Below are 19,880 nucleotides of genomic sequence, written 5' to 3'. Positions count from 1 at the left end.
TTCCTGCTTAATCTACGTCACTAAATTCGTTCAAGTTATTTCTTGCAATCTGCCAAACAAATAAGATAGTTTTATTTTTTAACTTATCAGAAAATATGATGCTTAAACTATAAGGAGAATTAACTTATGGAAATAAAGAAAAAATGGTCGAAAATAGTATTATCTATTTATCTAATACTTTTATTTGCCATAATAACGGTCTGGAGCTATAAGACTCCACTAATGAATGATGATTTATTCTATTCGCATAATCATATTTTAAAAGATAGTATAAGTGACTATTTTGTATTAAATGGTCGTATTTTTGGTCAAATGTTTACTCGATTTATTTTATCTCGTGGATTACTATTCTCAAGCATTTGCACCGGTTTATCTTTTGTTATACTAGTTTTCTTACTTCTTTATATAACTAATTCGATAAAAAACGATGTTATTTATTTGGAAAGAATTTTACTAATTACTGTTACACTTTTTCTTTTTGTACCCGGTTTCACGAGTGTCTTTTTATGGCGTGCAGGTGTAGGTAATTACTTGATGGTTGGCGTTGTTGAATTATTCTTTATCTTTCTTATTTATAAGCTAAAGACAGACACTAAGTTAATCTCATTAGCTACATTTTTTGTTGGCTTTATAGCAGGTTGGGGGAATGAAAATACATCCGGAGGAGTATTGTTGATTACTCTTTTATTGATAGTAAAAAACTATTACGAAAAAAAGAGATTTTCATTAAAGAGTATTACGGGTGTAATTGGTTTTTTGCTTGGGTATATAATTTTACTCCTTTCTCCAGGGAGTAAGAAGCGAGAGATGGCAAGCGATTATGCTTACTTACAACAAAATTTCTTCAGGAGAGTTTTTAAGAGCTTAGAACGTCAAATAACGTTCTTTAGTACAGATTGGTGGACAATAGTATTTACAGCTTTTATTATTACAATTATTGTTATAGCTTGTATTTATTGGAGAAACCATACGTTATTTATAGACGGAATAATCTTTATTATTGGAGGAGTTGCAACTGCATTAGTAATGATTATTGCACCTGAAGGAATGGATATTGGTCGCCCATACTTTGGTTCAATTTTATTGTTGTTGATAGGAACAATGCTCCTTATTCCTTTAAGAATTGATAATAAAGGCATCAAGGCAACCTATATTAGTTCTATTTTGATTTTTACATTAATGTGCTTCTTTAGTGTTATCCTGGGTTATCAGGAAGCCCAGAACTTTAACAATCAACTTACTGCAAGATATAGTTATATAGAACATTCTAAAAATAAGATAGTAAGTGTAAGGCCAATTAAATATGGCAAATACAATAAGTATTCACTAGCACCGGTATTTTGGGAAGTAAAACCTGATAGCAGTCCAACGACATTCCCTAATAATTGCTATTACCAATATTTTGGTAAGAGAGTGAAGCTGCGTACTAAGTAGTAAAGTATAGATTTTTTGATATATGGAAAATGTGGATTTAAAATAACACAACTAATGTATATTCAAAACAAATAAAAGGGTGTGAATTATCAGTGGTAATCCGCACTTTTTTCGATTAAGGATTGTTTAAAGTACTCGAAATAAACTAACAAAAAATAAATTCATTTGTTATCCGAATGGTATAATGGGGAACCGAGAATCTATATATTTGGGGGAGACATCCATAATGGAACATTACTTGCATTTGAACCGTGCAAAGCGTCTTGCAATGGCGGGCTTGACCGACCGTTTGCGGGACCGTGTTGGCACTGCACCAGCAGGATGCACACGCCGATACCACTCAGCCAGCCTCAACCACTGACCAAGCAACCGCCGTCTCAGCCGCTCACCAAACGACGGCAACCGCTAGCCAGGCCTCAGCTTCTGCCACCACGCAACAGGCCTTCGCTGCCCAGGGAAACAACGTTACTCCTGTCCAGGCGACCAACGCCGACCGCGGCAACTACGCCAGCCTTGATTCAGCAACCATTAGCAATGGTCAATTAAACATCAGTGGCTGGAACGCCAACGGGAGCGCCCAGAACCGTACCTATCACACCATCATCGTCCTTGACCACAGCACTAACCATGAACTGGGCCGCCAGACCGTTCAACCAGTCCAGCGTCCCGACGTCGCCCAGACTTATCCGAACGTGGCTGGTGCCGGCAACTCTGGTTGGTACGCATCCTTTAAGATCAATTCTGCTGACTGGGTCAACCACCAGCTCCAAATCGTCAGTCGCTACAGTGCTGACCAGGCCGCTAACGATGGCGCTGATTACTGGTACGCACCAATTACCTTTGACCAAAACAACGAAGGGCACTTAGACGGCTGGTCCTTTGCCAACGGTCACTTCCAGGCCAGTGGTTGGAACGCCACTAACGCCAGCTACCAGGACCAAAGCCACTGGATCATCATTTACGACCAAACCCAGCACACCGAACTTTACCGGCAAAAGGTTAATACCACTGCTCGTCCCGACGTTGCCCGGGCCTACGGTAATATTTACAATTCTGCCAACTCCGGCTGGTCCTTTGACCACGACTTTGGCAACGATAGCCGCTGGCTCAACGACCAGTTGCAGGTCATTTCCCGCTACAGCTCCGATGACAAGGGTGGGGAAGGGAACCACGTCGACTTCTGGTCCACGCCGGTTCAAGCGGACCGTACCAACCGCGCCAACCTGGATTCCGCATCAATTGCTAATGGCAAGCTGAACCTCGCCGGTTGGCACGCCACCTCTGGTGAAGAGGACCGCCCATACTACACAATCATTGTCCTGGACGCCCGGGGGCACGAAATTGCTCGTCAACAGGTCACCAACATTGCCCGTCCTGATGTTGCCCTGTCCTTTGAGAACCTGTACGACGCCACCAACTCCGGCTGGTCCCTTTCCCCATGCCGTTAAAGGCGGCCATGGTTGAGGGCCAGATCTGGGTCATTTCCCGTTACAGCGCCACCAAGGACGCCAACGAAAACTACACCGACTACTGGTTCGCACCAATTAGCTTCAACGCCAACATGGCTGGCATCACTAGCATCAAGAACGAGAACGGCCAGCTTACCATCAACGGTTACCACGCGGCCGACGCGGCTTATGGTGAGACCAACCACTACATCATCCTCTTTGACACGACGGCCAACCGGCAAGTGGCCGCCGCAAAGACGCAGTCAGCGGCCACTCCCGCAATTGCCCGGGGGCTGGCTGCTTACAATGCCGCCGACTCTGGCTTTACCACCACTCTGCCGGTAAGTAATAATATCGTCAGCGGCCACCAGTACGCCATTGTCCTTCGTTACTCGACCAGCGCCAACGGTAATGGTGGGGACGGTCACTACACTGACAAGTGGCTACCACTGACGACCTCTAACCAGGGGAGCCTGGACTCCTTTAACATCAGCAATGGTCACCTGGCCGTTGCCGGCTGGAACGCCAACGACTTTGCGGTAGCGGCACCTTACCACTTCCTGATTGTATTCGATAATACGACCCGGACCCAAGTGGCCGCCCAGCGGGTTATTAATTCGGTCAGCCGTGACGATGTTGCTAAGGTCTACCCCCCAGGTTGTTACCGCCGACGAATCCGGCTTCCAAGCCGACCTGGGCCAGGTTAACCTGACGCCTGGTCACTCCTACTCGATCGTTAGCCGCTACTCAAACTCCGCTCAGGGCAACGGTGGCAGTGGTGCCTACCAAGACATGTGGCTTGGCCCGGTAACGCTGAACCAGTCAGCCTCCGTGGTTGATTCCATTAGTCAAAACGGCAACACCCTCCACGTGACCGGCTGGCTGGCCAGTGACCAACGGCTGAGTCAACCCCACGGCTTTGTCATCGCCCTCTACAACGGAAAAGAGGTTGGGCGGAGCAAGATTAACTTCACCAGCCGGCCTGACGTAGCGGCTAAGTACCCACAAATCTACCAGAGTGCTAACAGTGGTTTTGCGGTTGACATCCCCGTCACCGCCAGCCAACTGACGGGCGGCCAGCTGAGCTTCATTCTCCGCCTGTCCGCTTCCGCCGACGGTAACAGCAACTACACGGATATCCGGACCCGCGATTATGCAACCAACGCCGGAGCCGCCACCGTCAGCTACAGCAGCAGTGCCAACACCATCAGTATCAATGGTTGGCACGCCGCCATGGCCACGACCAACCGTCCTTACCAGTACCTGATCGTCATTGGGGCTGATGGGCACGAATTCTACCGCCGGGCCCTGAACAACACCAATTCAAACCAGTCATCAGGTGCGGGCGCCAGCCAGGCCCCGTGGATCGGTAATGCCGGCCAGTCTGGCTTTGCCGCCACGCTCCCGGTTAGCGCAGCCATGAACCACTGGGGAATCAAAGTTATCCACCGCTACACCGACGATGCCGCCGGTAACGGTAACGCCGTTGATTTCGTTTCCCCAATGGTCAGTATCAACTCCGGTTTCCAGCACCTCAACGGCGGGACGGTCTACTACGACCCTGACCGGGGACAGGTGGCAACCGGCTGGCGGACGATCAACAACAACCGCTACTACTTCTCCGATGGTTACGAAAACCAACCGAACCCCGATGACCTCTGGGTTTACAACGACCAGCTTCACGGTCAGATGTACACCGGGATCAACTATGTCGATGGTCACTGCTACGACTTCGGCACTAACGGGATTGCCCGGGCCCTGCCACAAAACGATGGCTGGTCCTGGCCATTCCCTGCCGATGGGGAAGGTTACTTTGCCTCAGGTCAGGCCTTTGGTTACTCCTCCTACCCACGGAAGAATGGCTTCCACGACGGCCTGGACTTCGGGGCCTATGACCATCCTGGCTCCGCAGTTCACGCCGTTCACGGTGGAAAGGTCTTAGACGTCAACACCTGCCGTGACGACAAGGGACAGATCATGTGGTGGTACGCCATCGTCTACGATGGTCGCTACCTCTACGTCTACCAAGAGGCCTTCAGCAACCGCAACCAGATCACCGTTAACCGGAACCAGATCATCTATCCGGGACAGGTCATCGGTTACCGGAACACTGACCACCTTCACCTCGGCATCAACACCAGTCCCAACTACGGTGTTGACCTGGCCCACTCCTTCCAGCCAAGTTGGACCGACCCGAACCAGGCCACGGGTAGTGGAACCTGGCTCAACCCGCAGACGGTCATCCGCAACCGGGGTTAAGTTACGAAATATTGCTAACAGATTAAAGGACCATGACATTTGTGCGTGTCACGGTCCTTTTTTACGGATTGGGGTTAAAATATAGTTTATGAAAACGAGGAGGAATTAATGCATGAAAGCAAGCATTGCGCGTATTACAGCACTGGCAACGATCACGATCGTTGCCGGCTTGGTGATTGCTGGGCAAAACGTCAAGGCGGACACCACGACCGCCACGACGCCGCCGGATACTACCCAGACGACGACATCAACGACAACCACCCCGAATTATGTTCAGCTCTATTCAGATAACCTGAACCAGGTCAAGGCGACCCAGAACGTTAACATCCCCGCTGGCTACACCCTGGACGCCGTCCGTAACGTCAATAGTTCTGCAGCTGCCCAGACCCTGGAGCAAAAGGCCCAGCAGGGATTGTACAGCAACGACTACCAGTCGGATTCCACCGCGGCCCAGGAGAAGGTCGACGTTAACAACCTGACTTCCGACCAGGTTGCCGAGATGAACCAGTATGGCCTCAGTCTGGTGAACAAGGTCCGGTCAGAGTTTGGTCAAGAACCGTTCGTCCAAAACGAGGGGACCATCAATGAGACCCGTAACGTTGCCCTCCAGTACCAGGCCAAGAACGAGTCCCTGCTCAACGGGGGCTGGCACGACTTTGCCATTCTAAACGGTCGGTCGGAAAACATTGCGGCCCAGCAGATCTACATTGATAACGTTTCGGGCTTACGGGCCCGACCGTTTGCGGAGGCCAAAGGGCGCGATTTTGTGGACAATAGCGCCGTGCCGCTCTTTACCATCACAACCATGGATGATCTCCGGGCGTCAATCTTCTACGGGGTGATGGGGATGCTCTTTAACGACGCGGCCGATAATTTCGGTCATGCCCAAAACTTCCTGACCGTCAACCAGCCGGTGACGGCCATGGCCCTGTACCCATCACTGACCTATGGTACCGGGACCGGGCGGTATGCCAACGGGATAACTTTCAAGTTCCAGCTGGAAAACATCGACATGCACTACGTTTGGACATCCGGGACCGATTTCAACGCCAATGACTACACCAATGCCGGCACGGTGGTCGGGAACTGGGACCAAAACGACAACGGCAATTACGCCTACCTTGATGGGGCTCATCTGACAACGGATGGGGCGATTATTGCGACGGGTTGGCACGCTACCAACGCCAGTCAGGGGCGGGCCTACCACTACATTATCGCCCTCGACCAGAATGGCCACGAGCTCGGCCGGACCCTGGTTAATCCGGTCACCCGAGAAGACGTGCGGGCCGCCCACAACGTCTATAACGCTGTCCACTCAGGATTCTCAGTTAAGATTGACTTAGGCAATGCCTTAGCCAACACGACTGCGGTTCAGCTGATCAGTCGTTACAGTAGTGACGCCGCGGGAAACGCGGGCTATGTGGACTACTGGTTTGCCCCGGTTGCCGTGGACCAGGCTAACCGGGCCTGCCTCGACCAGGCGAAGGTCACTGATGGTCAGCTACATTTGACCGGTTGGCACGCCACCAACAAGGCCGCCAACCGTCCTTACCACTACATCATCGTCCTCAACAATGGCCGGGAGGTGGCCCGTCAGCTTGTCACTGATGGAGTCAACCGAGCCGACGTCGCCAATGTTTACCCGGACGTTGACCGGGCCGCCAAGTCGGGCTTTGACGTCCGCTTCGCCGTTTACAAGCTGAACTTTAACCAGCGTATCCAGGTCCTCAGCCGTTATACAGATGATCCGGCGGGAAACGGTAATGCGGTGGACTACTACTTTGCACCACTAACGGAAGGTAACTACGCTAACCTTGGCCACCTGGATAACTTCAGCATTAGTGGCGTCAAGCTCAATATCGCCGGTTGGCATGCCAACGCGGTCTCCCAATTTGAGCAGCACCGCTTCATTATCCTCTACGACAGCACAGCTAACCGCCAGGTGGCCTCCTTTAACGTTGATAACGTTGCCCGGCCCGATGTCCAACGGGTTTACCCGGGAATTACCGGTACTGGTCAGTCTGGCTTCAACCTGAGTCTGGACCTGAAGGACGCCCAGATCGTTCCCGGCCACCAGTACGTGGTCATCAGTCGCTACTCGAGTTCGGCCACGGGAAATGGTAACGGGAACGGCAGCCAGTACACTGACTACTGGTACCCGTCAAAGGTGCTGGAGAGCGGCAATGAAGCGGGAAACCTAGACAAATGGACTGTCCAACCGGCCGGTGCTGGTCAGTACACGGTGACGGCAGCTGGTTGGCACGCCACGCGGATGGTCAATCCGGTTCACACCCTGATCCTGTTTGACAACACCCTGGGCAGGGAGGTCAGCCGCCACACCCTGACGAGTCAACAGACGGGGCAGGAACGGCTGGATGTTGCTAGGGCGGTTGGTAACCAGTATCCGGCTGCCGGTCAGTCTGGCTTTAATGCCCAGTGGACGGTCACCGGTCTCCGCCCTGGTGATGACTACACGTTGATTAGCCGCTACTCACTGACTAGTAATGCTGATCAGGACTACGTCGACTATGACTTTCCGATTGGTAAAATGAATATTCAATAGCGCACAAAAGCGGGCTCCTACGAAAATAGGAACCCGCTTTTGTGGAATGCTATTATTTAGTTTTAATTAATGGTGACTAACAACAGCATTGTTTGGTAATTGACCGGACCAGTCTTGGTACTGAACCTGACTGCTGCCCTTGGTGGTGTAACGGTCCATCCCGTCACTGTCAACGTGGTGGGTAACACCCTTGGCATCGGTCCAGGTTGCAACATCACCTAAGCCCAGTTGGATTGGTTGGTTTTGTTTAACATTAGTAGCAGGTGTTTCAGCGGTCTTTGCTGGAGCAACCGTGGATGCCGCCGTGTTGTTGGTGGCAACTTGGCCGTTGTGGTTAAAGGTCGTCGTGCTAGAGCTTACTGCAACTTGGCTGTTGCTGGTAACACTTGAGGAAGTGCTATTAGCAGAAGTCGAGTCCTTTTTAGCAGCGTACTTAACATCCGTCTTGGCAGAAGTCTTGTTGGCCTTCTTGTGGCTGCTTTGCTTAACCACTTGCTCACTGCTTGCTTCGTGGGTCTTATGCGTGCTAGTTGCACTATTGGCAGCGCAACCACCCAGACCTAAAGCAAGTAAGACAACTAACGAACCATTTAATACTTTCTTGTTTAACTTCATAATAATAGCACCCCTTCCACAATGTTGATTAGCAATGTTCGTATCTCTTTCGATATAAATATTGTAACATGCTTGAAACATTTATGTAACCTTTTAGTCAATAAAATGTCACTTTATCTTAATCTTACCGCTTACTAGACCGGTGCTAAATGTGGTGCTGGTGGGCTTGACGTGGTGAAAGGGGGGCAGAAATAAAAAGTTACCAAAAATATTACGAACTGAAATCGGAGATGGGTGCCTATCTTTTTACGGCAAAAAGCTATATGATGTTGGGGTACTTAATTAGAAATGAGGGAACATTGTGGATAAAAAGTTTAATCGTTGGCTCTTTTGGCCGTTAACGCTCCTGGTAATTGCGACCTTAATCTTTGTCTGTACCAAAATTCAGTTTATCTTCCGGCCGTTCTTTACATTTATCTCGGTTGTCTTTGTACCCCTGATCCTGTCGGGCTTCCTATATTACATGTTGAACCCAATCTTAAAACTAATCATGAAGGTAAAACTAGGCCGCTTTAAAATGAATAAGGGAATCGCCAGCCTGCTACTGGTGGTCGTCCTCATCCTTATTATTGCAGGAGGCCTGGCAGTCCTGATTCCTCCGGTCGTTAAGGAAATCACCACCCTGGTGACCCACTTGCCACAGACGGTGAGTGGGGTGCAAAAGCTCCTTAACGACACGGTCCAGCACTCCTTTTTGAAGAATGTCGACCTGTCATCTTACTACCGGCAATTTGACCACCAGCTTGCTAAGTACGCCCAGATCATCTTGAAAGGGCTGAGCAGTCGGGTTGGCGACATCGTTGGTGCCGTTACCAACATCACGATTGTGACCATTACGGTCCCGGTAATGCTTTTCTACATGCTCAAAGATGGTGACAAGCTGGCCCCGAGCATTCAGAAGTGGCTCTCACCGCATCACGCCAAGGAAGTCGACGAGCTATTGAGTAAGATGAACAACACCTTGTCATCATACATTGCCGGTCAGGTAATTGAATGCCTGTTCGTGGCCGTCTTTACCTCCATCGGTTACATGATTATCAAGCAGCCCCTGGCCCTGGTCCTGGGAATCGTTGCCGGCCTCTGCAATATTATTCCCTACATCGGACCTTACATTGGAATTGCTCCGGCCCTGTTCGTTTCCCTGACCATGGCCCCTAAGAAGTTGATTCTGGTGATCATTGTCGTGATTATCGTCCAGCAGATTGACGGGAACGTAATTTATCCAAACATTATCGGGAAGTCCCTCAAGATTCACCCGTTGACCATCATCTTGTTGTTGTTGGCGGCTGGTCACATCGCGGGGGTGGCAGGGATGATTCTCTGTATCCCGGCCTACGCGGTGGTGAAGACCGTCTGCGAGTACTTCTTTGACATCTACCGAATTGAGCACCCGGTCACGGAAGAAAAGAAGGAGTAAAAAAAGAACTTTAGCGTTCGGCGTATAATCCCGAATTGCTAAAGTCCTTTTTTATTCGTCTTGTCCATCCACAATGACGTAGTTGCCGGTGATGAACCTGTTCTTACCAATTTGGTACCAGGTGATTTCACCGTTATCGTTGAGCCGCCCGGTAATCTGGATGCGTTTGCCATCTTTAATTGTGTCAATCTTTTTTCCGTATGGTGCATCGAAAACATCGGCTGCTTTGCCAGGGAGGTAGTCAATGGTTCCCTGCACATCCTTGAGGGGCATGATGGTCAGATTATCAGCAATGGAGGAAGGAATTTTCTCATCCGTGAAGGGGTCGTTGACGACCCGCATGTTCTCGTACTTGACCCATTGGCCAGCGCCCAACTCGTACCAGGTGTCACCACTCTCGGCATCAACCCGGTGGAAGGCCTTAACAACGATTCCTGCCGGAACAGGGTCGTTGATTGGCATCCCGTTGACCGTATCATAGACTTTGGTGGTTTGGTCGATTTGGAGGTAGGTGTTAATGTCCTCGACGTTTTGCCAGCTTTGTTTCCGGTAGTAAAGCTTGACGTCACGGCGCTGCATGTCAAAAGTTCCGTTAGCTTGTCCTTCCATCTTTATGAAGCGGTAGTGGGGGAACTCTTTCTTATCGATGTGGTACTTGCAGCCCTGAATCCCGCGCAAAAGTTGGGGGGCCATGATATTTTCTCCACTATCAATATCAATGTAGTAAACCCAAACTGGGTTTCCAGTCTTAAAATGTCCTAGCATGTTTCCACCCCATTATCAGAATCTATTAATCATATTATACCGTATTTTGCAGGACCCGCCGCGCCTTTGGTATATATCTGGTTATTCCTTTAGCAAACTGTTAAAATTAGGGCATTCAATAGATAGGTAGGGTGAAAAATGAGACACCGGCAGATTCACCGGACCACACTCCGGGCGATTTTCATTGCAATTATTCTAATCCAAGACTTTGTGCCATTCTTTGGTAATATTCCCCTGGGCCCGCTTAGTATCACGACCATGCACGTGACCGTGATCATCGTGGCAATTGTTATGGGGCCCGTCGATGGAGCCATTATCGGCGGTACCTGGGGGCTCCTTACCTGGGTCCGCGCCTTCGTGGCCCCGTCTAGTCCGCTGGCGCCCCTCGTCTTTGTGAACCCCCTGGTATCGGTTCTGCCGCGGATCATGATTGGCCTGGTGGCGGGTGCCGTTTACCGGGGCATTAGTTACTGGCCCAAGTTAAATAAGGTCGCAATGGTCGCTGCCGGGATTGCGGGGAGCCTGACCAACACCGTTTTGGTCCTGGGGATGGTGGCCGTTTTTTACCGGACGCCAGCAGTTGCCCATGCTTATGGGGTTAACGTTGACCACCTCCTGCCGACGCTTGAAGTAATCATGGCGACCAACGGGGTGGCAGAACTGGTTCTCGCGGCGTTTGCGGTTCCGCTGATTGCCTACCCGGTCCTGGAGGTTCGTCGTCGTTTGGCTTTATATTGAGACACAAAAAAGCTGGAGAGAATTTCTTCCCTCCAGCTTTTTCGTATAGCTATTACTTGTTTTCTTCTTCAGCTTCTGAAGCAGGGGCAGTGTTGTCGCCTGCCGCCACAACAGTGATGTTGCCGTCACCGTCTAACTTAGCAGCCAGCTTGTGGGCATCGTTGTGGTCGAGCACGTAATCGGCAATCCGGTCTTCAATTTGTTCCTGGATTACCCGACGCAGTGGACGGGCACCCATCTTCGGATCGTAGCCCAGGTCGACCAGCTTTTCAGCGACGTCCTTTGGCACATCAATGTGGAGCTTCCGGTCAGCCAACATTGTGTTAACGTCGGTGATCATCAGGTTGACGATCTTCATCAGGTCGTCCTTAGTCAGGGCGTTGAACTGAACGATGTCGTCGAACCGGTTCAGAAATTCGGGCTTGAAGTAGTTGGTCAGCTTGTCGATGATTGAGTGGGTCGAGCCAGATGCCTCGGCACCAAAACCAACACTAGCAACGGCATCCCCGGTCCCGGCGTTCGAGGTCATGATGATGATCGTGTCCTTGAAGCTGACGGTCCGTCCTTGCGAATCGGTCAGGCGACCATCATCAAGAATCTGCAGGAACATGTGCATAACGTCCGGGTGGGCCTTTTCAACTTCATCCAACAGGATCAGGCTGTAAGGGTGACGCCGAACCTGTTCGGTCAGTTGACCAGCTTCTTCGTAACCAACGTAACCAGGAGCGGCCCCAATCAGCTTGGAAGTGGAAGTCTTGTCCATGTATTCGGACATGTCGAACCGAATCATGGCATCCTTGGAACCAAAGAGCTGCTTGGCCAGTTGCTTGGCGGTTTCGGTCTTCCCGACCCCGGTAGGGCCAACGAATAGGAAGGAACCAATTGGCCGGCCGGACTTGTTCAGGCCAATCCGGTTCCGGCGAATGGCCCGGGCGATCTTGTCCACGGCTTGGTTTTGACCAATAACGTGGGCCTCAAGCTTCTTATCTAAGTCGCGGAGCTGGTTTTCTTCTTGTTGCTGAAGGTCACCAACGGGGATGTTGGTCTTTTCTTCAACAATCTTTTGCATGTCCTTATCGGTAACCGTTGCTGATTCTTCAGTGTGATTTTCTTCGGCATCCTTCTTGGCCTTTTCCAGGCGGGTAACCTGGTCACGGTAGAAGGCAGCCTTTTCGTAGTCCTGATTGTCAACCGCCTGTTGCTTGTGAGCCTCGGCAGTGTGGATCTCGTTTTCAATCATGTTAGGATCGGCCGTCTTTAAGGTCAGGTTCTTCCGCGAACCGGCCTCGTCCATCAGGTCAATCGCCTTGTCCGGCAGGAAGCGGTCTTGGATGTAGCGGTCAGAAAGCTTGGCTGCTGCCACAATTGCCGCGTTAGTGTACTTGACGTGGTGGTAGTCCTGGTAGCGACCCTTGATTCCGTTCAAGATCTGGATAGTTTCTTCAACAGTTGGTTCGTCAACTTGGACTGGTTGGAACCGTCGGGCGAGGGCGGCATCCTTTTCAATCTTCCGGTATTCGTTTAAGGTCGTGGCCCCAATCAGCTGGAAGTCACCACGAGCGAGGGCCGGTTTCAAGACGTTTCCGGCGTCCATTCCACCCTCAGCATTTCCGGCGCCCATGATTTCGTGGATTTCGTCGATGAAGAGGATAATGTTCTTGTTCTTTTGAACTTCCTTCATTAATTGTTGCATCCGTTGTTCGAATTGGCCCCGGATTCCGGTCCCTTGAACAAGGGATACAACATCCAAGCGGATAATTTCCTTGTTAGCCAGCTTCTCCGGTACTTGACCAGAAACAATGGATTGGGCGAGCCCTTCAACAACGGCCGTCTTACCAACCCCGGCTTCACCAATCAGAACTGGGTTGTTCTTTGTCCGCCGGTTCAAAATTTCAATGACCCGGTTGATTTCCTTATCCCGGCCGATCACTGGGTCGATCTTGCCTTGGCGGGCCAGGTCGGTCATGTTAATGCCGTATTGGCCGAGGATTCCCTTGCCATTACGGCCGCCACCCCGGCGTTGGTTTTGGGTATTGGCATTTTGACCATTAGCGCTCGCGGCTTGGCCTTGCATGTTGTTCATTGCGTTCATAAAGTCTTCGAGGTTTCCAAAACCGAAGTTATTCATTCCGTTACCCCCGTTCATCATATTTGCTTGTAAGTTTTGTAATTTTTGATAGCATTCTTGGCAGAGGTCAACTTGAATCCGCTGACCGTTAAAACTCATTTGTAAGTGGATCGTCGCTGGATTCCGATGACAATTTTGACAAAGCATCTATTATTAGTACCTCCCTGAAAAATATGGTCAAAGTATGTTTGACCTTTCTTGACCATTGATTACATTATACTTACTTTTTATCGCTGTGCAAGAAATATGACGGCCCTTTAGAAAAAAGTAAGGATTGATCACGTTTCATTTTAGCACTCTTTGTAATTGTTTGCTAAAATTAGGGACCGGGTGTGTATAATAGGAATAGAAATCATATTTGGAGGTGGGAACGCTTGGCAGAACGTGATTTTAAGCAGGAGCTTGACGAACTGCGCGCCGGCAAAATTGACCAGTTTGAGATTGGCCCTGATAACTTTCAGGAGTTCCAACGAATCTATCATGCCTACCCGTACCGGACCCAGATTACGGGGCAGGCCCACATTGGTGGCAAGATAATTTACCGGATGATTAAACGGTAAGATGCCCTTTGACCACCTTGTATTTACCGCTTACAATTGCTAAAATATATCTATCGAGGTGTATCAGTGCTAAAATAAGCACTGGTAAAAGTAAATCTGCTCGAAGGAGACTGATTAAAAATGGAAAAACGCGATTTTACAATTACTGCTGAAACTGGTATTCATGCACGTCCAGCAACCATCCTGGTTCAAGCTGCTTCAAAGTTTGCTTCTGATGTAACATTGTCATATGAAGGCAAGAGCGTTAACTTGAAGTCCATCATGGGTGTTATGTCTCTTGGTGTTGGTCAAAATGCTAAGGTTACGATCACGGCTAGTGGTGACGATGAAAAGGATGCTTTAGATGCCGTTGCTGAAACCATGAAGAAGGAAGGATTGACTGACTAATGTCTTTGCTGCTTAATGGGTTAGCAGCCAGCAGTGGGATTGCGATTGCGCCTGCTTACCTATTAGTGGGGTCAGAACTTCCGGTTCAAAAACAGCATATTAGTGATAAGAATCATGAGGTCGCCAGGCTTCATGATTCTTTTGCGTTAAGCCGCCAAGAACTGCATGCAATCCGTGACCAGGCCCACCGGCGCCTTGGTCAGCGGGCGGCAACGGTTGTTGATACACAACTGGCAATGCTGGACGACCCCGTTTTATTTGATTCAATTGAACAACACATCGTCAGCGAGCAGATTACGGCGGAGTGGGCGGTCCAAAAGGTGGCGGATCACTACATGGCCATCTTTGAACGCCTAAATGATAATGACTACCTTCAGGCGCGGGGGATGGCAATGCGTGACCTAGCCAAGCGCCTGTTGAGCCACCTCCTTGGCGTTAAACTCCCGAATCCCAAGCAACTCGACCACCGGGCAATTATCGTGGCTAATAACATCACCCCAACGGATACGGCCCAGTTTGACCGGCGCTACGTCGCGGGCCTGGTCACGGATACCGGGGGGCGGACCTCCCATTTCACAATCATGAGTAAGACCCTTTACCTGCCGGTGGTTGTCGGAACGAAGAAGGCCACGGCGGCGATTAAGGATGGAGACCTCCTGGTGGTTGACGGTATTCACGGCAAGGTGGTCGTTAATCCGTCGGAAGGCGAGCTTGAAAAGTACCGCCTCCTTGCCGGCAGGTTTGCCCGAGAGCAAGAGGCCTGGGGTGCGTTGCGGAACCAGGAAACCATCAGCCAGGATGGTCGTCACTTTGAGGTTGCGGCCAACGTTGGTACGCTTGCGGACATCCAAGATGCTCAGAACAATGGGGCCGAGGGAATTGTCCTTTTGCGGACTGAGTTTTTGTATATGAACCAGACTAAGCTGCCGGGTGAGGACCAGCAGTTTAGTGCCTACAAGCAGTTCGTAGCCGCGATGAACCAGCACCGGGTGGTTACCCGGACCTTGGATGTGGGCGGTGATAAGCGCTTGGAGATGGTACCTCTCCCGCACGAGGCCAACCCTTACCTGGGTTTTCGGGCCATTCGGATTGGCTTGGCTAAGCCGGAGATCCTGCGTCCCCAATTGCGGGCGATGCTCCGGGCGTCGGTCTATGGACGGTTAGCCATCATGTTCCCGATGGTGGCCACGATTGAGGAATTCCGCCAGGCGCGGCAGATCTTAGATGAGGAGAAGGCATCCTTGGAAAAATCCGGGGTGCCGGTTGCCGACAACATCGAGGTGGGGATGATGCTGGAAATTCCGTCGGTGGCAATGATGGCCGACCTCTTCGCCCAGGACGTTGATTTCTTTAGCATCGGCAGCAATGACCTGATTCAGTACCTCTTTGCGGCTGACCGGGGGAATGCCAGAGTCGCCTACCTCTACCAGGAACTCCACCCGGCTGTGCTGCGGACCGTCAAGCGGGTGATTGACGCAGCCCATGCGGAAGGTAAGTGGGTCGGCATGTGCGGTGAGATGGCCGGTAACCCCTTAGCTACACCATTGCTGATGGGGATGGGCCTGGATGAGTTCTCGATGAACAGTGGTCAGATTCTTCACATCCGGTCCTTGATTAAGCAGATGAACACTCGTCAGCTCCAACCGCTCGTTCACCGGTCTTTAAATGCCCAGACCGCTAGTGCGGTAACCGCCATGGTGAAGAAGTTCTTAAAAGAAAATAACTTAGAGTAGGGATTTTATAGGATGGCACCGGTCGTAGTGAGCGGCCGGTGCCTTTTAATTTGCCGCTATTTAAGAAAAAATTAATCTCGTAAACGCGGCCTTGTCGATAGCACGGAATCATCTTACAATAGGAGAAATGTGTCTTTTGCTAAAGAGGGGGCTCTTTAGTATAATAATTAACATTATGCGAAAACGAAAAGATAGGAGCAGTTAGCGTGAATATTGGTCTTTTTACAGATACATATTTTCCTCAGGTTAGTGGAGTAGCAACTTCCATTAAGACCCTCCGCGATGAGCTGACTGCTCAGGGGCATCACGTGTATATCTTTACGACGACTGATCCCCAGGCAAAGAAGGACGATGTTGAAAACGGCATCTATCGCTTTGCTAGTATCCCCTTTGTCTCCTTCACGGACCGGCGAATTGCTATCCGGGGTGGTATCCGGGCGGTTCACTTGGCCCGGCGGTTTCACCTCGACGTTGTTCATAACCAGACCGAGTTTGCGCTGGGGATGATTGGTAAGTTGGTGGCTCATGAGCTGGACATTCCTTGCCTACACACCTACCACACGATGTACCAAGATTATCTTCATTACATAGCCAACGGTCACATTGTCAAGCCGAAAAATGTGGCAACCTATGCACGTCTTTACATGCATAATATCGACGGGGTGATTGCCCCGAGTAAACGGGTTCTGGATACTCTGCGGTCGTATGACGTCACAGCACCCATCCGGATTATTCCGACGGGAATCAACCTGCGGGTGTACCAGCACCAGGACTCGCCAGCAGCGGTTCACGCCCTCCGTGCTAAGTATGGCTACGAAGATGACACGCCGGTCCTCCTTTCCTTGAGTCGGCTGGCTTACGAGAAAAACATTCATACCTTAATTGATGCCATGCCCGATATCTTAGCCCAAAATCCGGCTGCCCAGCTTTTGATTGTTGGTGACGGGCCCGCCCGGAAAACATTGGAACGGCAGGTTCGCCAGATGGACTTGGGATCCCATGTTCAGTTTGCGGGAGAAATCAAGAATGATGATGTCCACCATTATTATCAAATGGCGGATGTCTTTGTGTCTGCATCAGATTCCGAGTCTCAGGGACTAACTTACGATGAGGCCCTGGCTTCGGGCTTGCCAATCGTTGTCATGCGCAGCGTCTATACGGACGAACTGATTGATGATCCGGCAATTGGGGTGAGCTTCCAAAAGCGAGAAGACCTGGTCAAGGGGGTCATTCACTACCTGAATAACCCTGGGACCGAGGAGTCCCACCGGAAGCGCCAGGTAAAGCTGCACGCTATTTCGGCGGAAGTTTTTGCCAAGCGGGTCGTTGAATACTACCGCGATTGTCAAAGGACGCTGGCTGAAAGAGAAGTTGCCAAGGCACGGCACCACCGTCGCCTATTTCATCGTTCGAGGAGTTAGTGATGATTAAAATTACGATGTTTTCATCAGCGGACAAGGTTGCCGGTCAAGGGGTGGGCAGTGCCTACCTGGAACTGATCAACCTGCTGAAGACGCACTTTGAAGATGAATTTGACATTGAAATAAACCACTATTGCAAGAGTGACATTAGCCACTACAACACGATTGACTTGCCCTTTTATTTTTCGACCTTTTCGAAGAAGCGGGGGCAAAAGGTTGGTTACGTGCATTTCTTGCCGGAGACTCTGGAAGGTAGTTTGAAAATCCCACAACCATTTCGTGGGATTTTTTATCGTTATGTAATTGCCTTTTATAAGCGGATGGATCACCTGGTGGTCGTTAACCCGTCCTTTATTGATAAGCTAGTGGCCTACGGGATTCCCCGTGAGCAGATCACCTATATTCCCAACTTTGTGGATAGCGCTCGTTTTCACCCGGTGGATGTTAAACAACACTTCGCCCTGCGTAAGAAGTACGGCCTACCTGCAGATAAGTTCGTTGTCCTGGGAAGCGGCCAGGTTCAGGAACGCAAGGGGGTTCCCGACTTCATCCAGCTTGCTAAGCAAAATCCGGACGTTCAGTTTGTTTGGGCCGGGGGCTTTTCATTTGGCCCCTTGACAGACGGCTACCATGAGCTGAAGAAGGTGGTAGAAAACCCGCCGGCAAATCTTAAGTTTACGGGGATTGTCAGCCGTGACGAGATTGCAGAGTTAAACAATGCGGCCGACTTGTTCCTGCTGCCGTCTTTTAACGAGCTCTTTCCGATGTCCGTTCTGGAAGCCTTTAGTTGCGGGACGGCGGTCATGCTGCGGGATCTTGACCTCTACCGCAGTATTATTGATGGTGACTACGAGCCTGCTAAGGATATCCTGGAGATGCAAGAGAAATTGACCCTACTGCGGAATGATCCGGCCCGCCTGGCCCATTGGCAAAAGCGGGCACGGGAAGCGGCCGCTCATTACTCAGAAGACCACCTGGCTAGGATTTGGGAGAAATTTTATTGCGAACAAGCTGCAAAGGGGGATGACCATGAGTAGAAAAAATTGGCTCGTCCTTATCTTGATGCTCCTGATTGGTGGGGGGATCATTGCATATTCATTGCGCACGGTTAACCTCCACCTACTGGTCCGTGACTTCTTTACCCTAAATTGGTGGTGGATGCTGGTAGCATTACTGTGTATCTGCCTCTACCTGGGATTGGAAGGGGTGGTCGTTAAGATTTTTATGAATAACCGCCACCCGGACTTTACCTGGAAAGATGCAATGCGTCTGCCACCGATTGAGCAACTTTTTAACGGAATTACCCCGTTTTCGACCGGTGGACAACCGGCGCAGTTAGTGGGGATGCTCCAGTGTGGGGTCGATGGGGGACTGGCAAGTTCGGTTCTCTTGATGAAGTTCGTCGTCTTCCAGGCGATGATTGTCATCAACTTCTTAATCAGTCTGGTGATTGGTTTTCACTTTATTGCCGAAAAGCTCCATGCCCTTTCCCTGCTCGTCCTGTTTGGCTTTTTAGTTCACCTGGCCGTGATTGTTGGGCTATTACTGGTGATGTATTGGTATAGCTTTACTAAAAAAGCCCTTAATTTGATTATTAAACCGGTGGGGCTCTTTATGAAGCCGGAACGATACGAAAAGTTACGGGTGAACCTGAACGCGAAGGTTGATACTTTCTACCAGGAAAGTTTACGGATCAAGAGTGAGTACGGTAAAATGTGGCGGGTATGTATCGTTACTCTGTGCCAACTGTTTTTCTACTATGCAATCCCGTATTTCATAATGCTGGCCCTCGGGGTGCACCATATTAATTTTGTGATGGTCATTAGCCTACACGTGTTGATCTTTATGATTATCTCCCTCTTTCCAATTCCTGGTGGAGCTGGGGGAGCAGAGTACTCGTTTTCGGTACTTTTTGCCAGCTTCATCGGCTCGGGAAGCAAGTTAGTTCTTGCGATGATTTTGTGGCGGTTATTGACCTATTACTTCGGAATGTTTGCCGGAATGGTTGCATTACTAGTTAAACCAGATAAAATTAAACATGATATTCAAGATGAGTAGTGGGGTCATTACTCATCTTTTGTTTTGGAGGTGAACAGGAGACAGTGGAGCATTCACAGTTAGTGCAGATTATTCGGCGTTTAGATGCAATGAAGCATGACCAGACAGCGAAAAGGCAGAAGCGGACCTTTGAGCAATTTGGAATTCCGGTGTGTGAGGTCACCTATGTTCAGGGAAGTGATGAGTACGTGTTTGTCCGGTTTCGCCCCTACGAACGGTCCTGTTTTGACGATATTGACCTTGTAGCAATTGAGGTTTATGACTGCTTATATGATTTGCAGCACACATTTTGATTTTTTACTGAAACTTGAAAGTATGAAGACAGACTGATCCCTTGGTATCACAGGGCATATT

At 50.1% G+C, this 19,880-nt stretch carries 17 protein-coding genes; 14 read left to right on the top strand and 3 right to left on the bottom strand.

What is annotated here, in order from left to right:
- Positions 1-126 precede the first annotated feature (126 nt).
- The 5 genes from FD32_RS07170 (at position 127) to FD32_RS07160 (ending at position 7,704) form a co-directional block, all read left to right on the top strand.
- The gene (locus FD32_RS07170; RefSeq protein WP_047768059.1) at positions 127-1,434 is read left to right on the top strand and encodes a DUF3329 domain-containing protein; all 1,308 of its coding nucleotides are present in this window, start codon (positions 127-129) and stop codon (positions 1,432-1,434) included.
- Between the two features lie 302 nt (positions 1,435-1,736).
- A complete protein-coding gene (locus FD32_RS10280) occupies positions 1,737-2,882 on the top strand; it encodes a hypothetical protein (RefSeq protein WP_235803783.1) in 1,146 nt (381 codons plus the stop codon).
- Positions 2,873-3,589 carry a hypothetical protein gene (locus FD32_RS10275; protein ID WP_235803782.1) on the top strand — a complete coding sequence of 239 codons (717 nt, stop codon included), beginning with the start codon at positions 2,873-2,875 and terminating at the stop codon, positions 3,587-3,589. The genes FD32_RS10280 and FD32_RS10275 overlap by 10 nt, the downstream gene beginning before the upstream one ends.
- Positions 3,519-5,141 carry a M23 family metallopeptidase gene (locus FD32_RS10270; RefSeq protein ID WP_235803781.1) on the top strand — a complete coding sequence of 541 codons (1,623 nt, stop codon included), beginning with the start codon at positions 3,519-3,521 and terminating at the stop codon, positions 5,139-5,141. Before FD32_RS10275 ends, FD32_RS10270 begins: the two co-directional genes overlap by 71 nt.
- Before the next feature lie 112 nt (positions 5,142-5,253).
- Entirely contained in the window at positions 5,254-7,704 is a 2,451-nt protein-coding gene (locus FD32_RS07160; RefSeq protein WP_047768057.1) for an SEC10/PgrA surface exclusion domain-containing protein, read from the top strand.
- Between the two features lie 66 nt (positions 7,705-7,770).
- On the opposite strand, the gene FD32_RS07155 is transcribed toward FD32_RS07160, so the two are convergent.
- Positions 7,771-8,319, bottom strand: coding sequence for a hypothetical protein (locus tag FD32_RS07155; protein WP_047768055.1), 549 nt, complete (start codon positions 8,317-8,319; stop codon positions 7,771-7,773).
- Between the two features lie 301 nt (positions 8,320-8,620).
- On the opposite strand from FD32_RS07155, the gene FD32_RS07150 reads away from it, so the two are divergent.
- A complete protein-coding gene (locus FD32_RS07150; RefSeq protein ID WP_047768053.1) occupies positions 8,621-9,736 on the top strand; it encodes an AI-2E family transporter in 1,116 nt (371 codons plus the stop codon).
- Between the two features lie 51 nt (positions 9,737-9,787).
- Here FD32_RS07150 and FD32_RS07145 read toward each other — a convergent pair whose 3' ends face one another.
- Positions 9,788-10,501: a MucBP domain-containing protein gene (locus FD32_RS07145; RefSeq protein ID WP_047768051.1), complete on the bottom strand. Its 714-nt coding sequence runs from the start codon at positions 10,499-10,501 to the stop codon at positions 9,788-9,790.
- Between the two features lie 138 nt (positions 10,502-10,639).
- Here FD32_RS07145 and FD32_RS07140 point away from each other — a divergent pair, with 138 nt between their 5' ends.
- Entirely contained in the window at positions 10,640-11,239 is a 600-nt protein-coding gene (locus FD32_RS07140) for an ECF transporter S component (protein ID WP_047768049.1), read from the top strand.
- A gap of 52 nt (positions 11,240-11,291) precedes the next feature.
- On the opposite strand, the gene FD32_RS07135 is transcribed toward FD32_RS07140, so the two are convergent.
- Positions 11,292-13,514 (bottom strand): ATP-dependent Clp protease ATP-binding subunit, encoded by a 2,223-nt coding sequence (locus FD32_RS07135; protein WP_047768047.1) that lies wholly within the window; start codon positions 13,512-13,514, stop codon positions 11,292-11,294.
- A 227-nt stretch (positions 13,515-13,741) separates the two neighbouring features.
- Between FD32_RS07135 and FD32_RS07130 the strand changes: the two genes are divergently transcribed.
- The 7 genes from FD32_RS07130 (at position 13,742) to FD32_RS07100 (ending at position 19,819) form a co-directional block, all read left to right on the top strand.
- A complete protein-coding gene (locus FD32_RS07130) occupies positions 13,742-13,927 on the top strand; it encodes a hypothetical protein (RefSeq protein WP_047768046.1) in 186 nt (61 codons plus the stop codon).
- Positions 13,928-14,047: 120 nt separating this feature from the next.
- On the top strand, positions 14,048-14,314 hold the full coding sequence (locus tag FD32_RS07125; protein ID WP_047768045.1) for a phosphocarrier protein HPr: 267 nt from the start codon (positions 14,048-14,050) through the stop codon (positions 14,312-14,314).
- The gene (ptsP, locus tag FD32_RS07120) at positions 14,314-16,047 is read left to right on the top strand and encodes a phosphoenolpyruvate--protein phosphotransferase (RefSeq protein WP_047768044.1); all 1,734 of its coding nucleotides are present in this window, start codon (positions 14,314-14,316) and stop codon (positions 16,045-16,047) included. The genes FD32_RS07125 and ptsP overlap by 1 nt, the downstream gene beginning before the upstream one ends.
- A 206-nt stretch (positions 16,048-16,253) precedes the next feature.
- Positions 16,254-17,468 carry a glycosyltransferase family 4 protein gene (locus FD32_RS07115; protein ID WP_191980294.1) on the top strand — a complete coding sequence of 405 codons (1,215 nt, stop codon included), beginning with the start codon at positions 16,254-16,256 and terminating at the stop codon, positions 17,466-17,468.
- A gap of 2 nt (positions 17,469-17,470) precedes the next feature.
- The gene (locus FD32_RS07110) at positions 17,471-18,505 is read left to right on the top strand and encodes a glycosyltransferase family 4 protein (protein WP_047768041.1); all 1,035 of its coding nucleotides are present in this window, start codon (positions 17,471-17,473) and stop codon (positions 18,503-18,505) included.
- Positions 18,498-19,526: a lysylphosphatidylglycerol synthase transmembrane domain-containing protein gene (locus FD32_RS07105; protein ID WP_047768039.1), complete on the top strand. Its 1,029-nt coding sequence runs from the start codon at positions 18,498-18,500 to the stop codon at positions 19,524-19,526. Before FD32_RS07110 ends, FD32_RS07105 begins: the two co-directional genes overlap by 8 nt.
- A 44-nt stretch (positions 19,527-19,570) precedes the next feature.
- Positions 19,571-19,819 (top strand): YkuJ family protein, encoded by a 249-nt coding sequence (locus tag FD32_RS07100; protein ID WP_047768037.1) that lies wholly within the window; start codon positions 19,571-19,573, stop codon positions 19,817-19,819.
- The last annotated feature ends 61 nt before the right edge of the window (positions 19,820-19,880 follow it).

Origin of the sequence: Limosilactobacillus panis DSM 6035, from assembly GCF_001435935.1 — a bacterium.
Lineage (GTDB): Bacteria > Bacillota > Bacilli > Lactobacillales > Lactobacillaceae > Limosilactobacillus > Limosilactobacillus panis.
The sequence above is the reverse complement of the archived record's forward strand: the minus strand, read 5'-3'. Positions and strand labels throughout refer to the sequence as shown.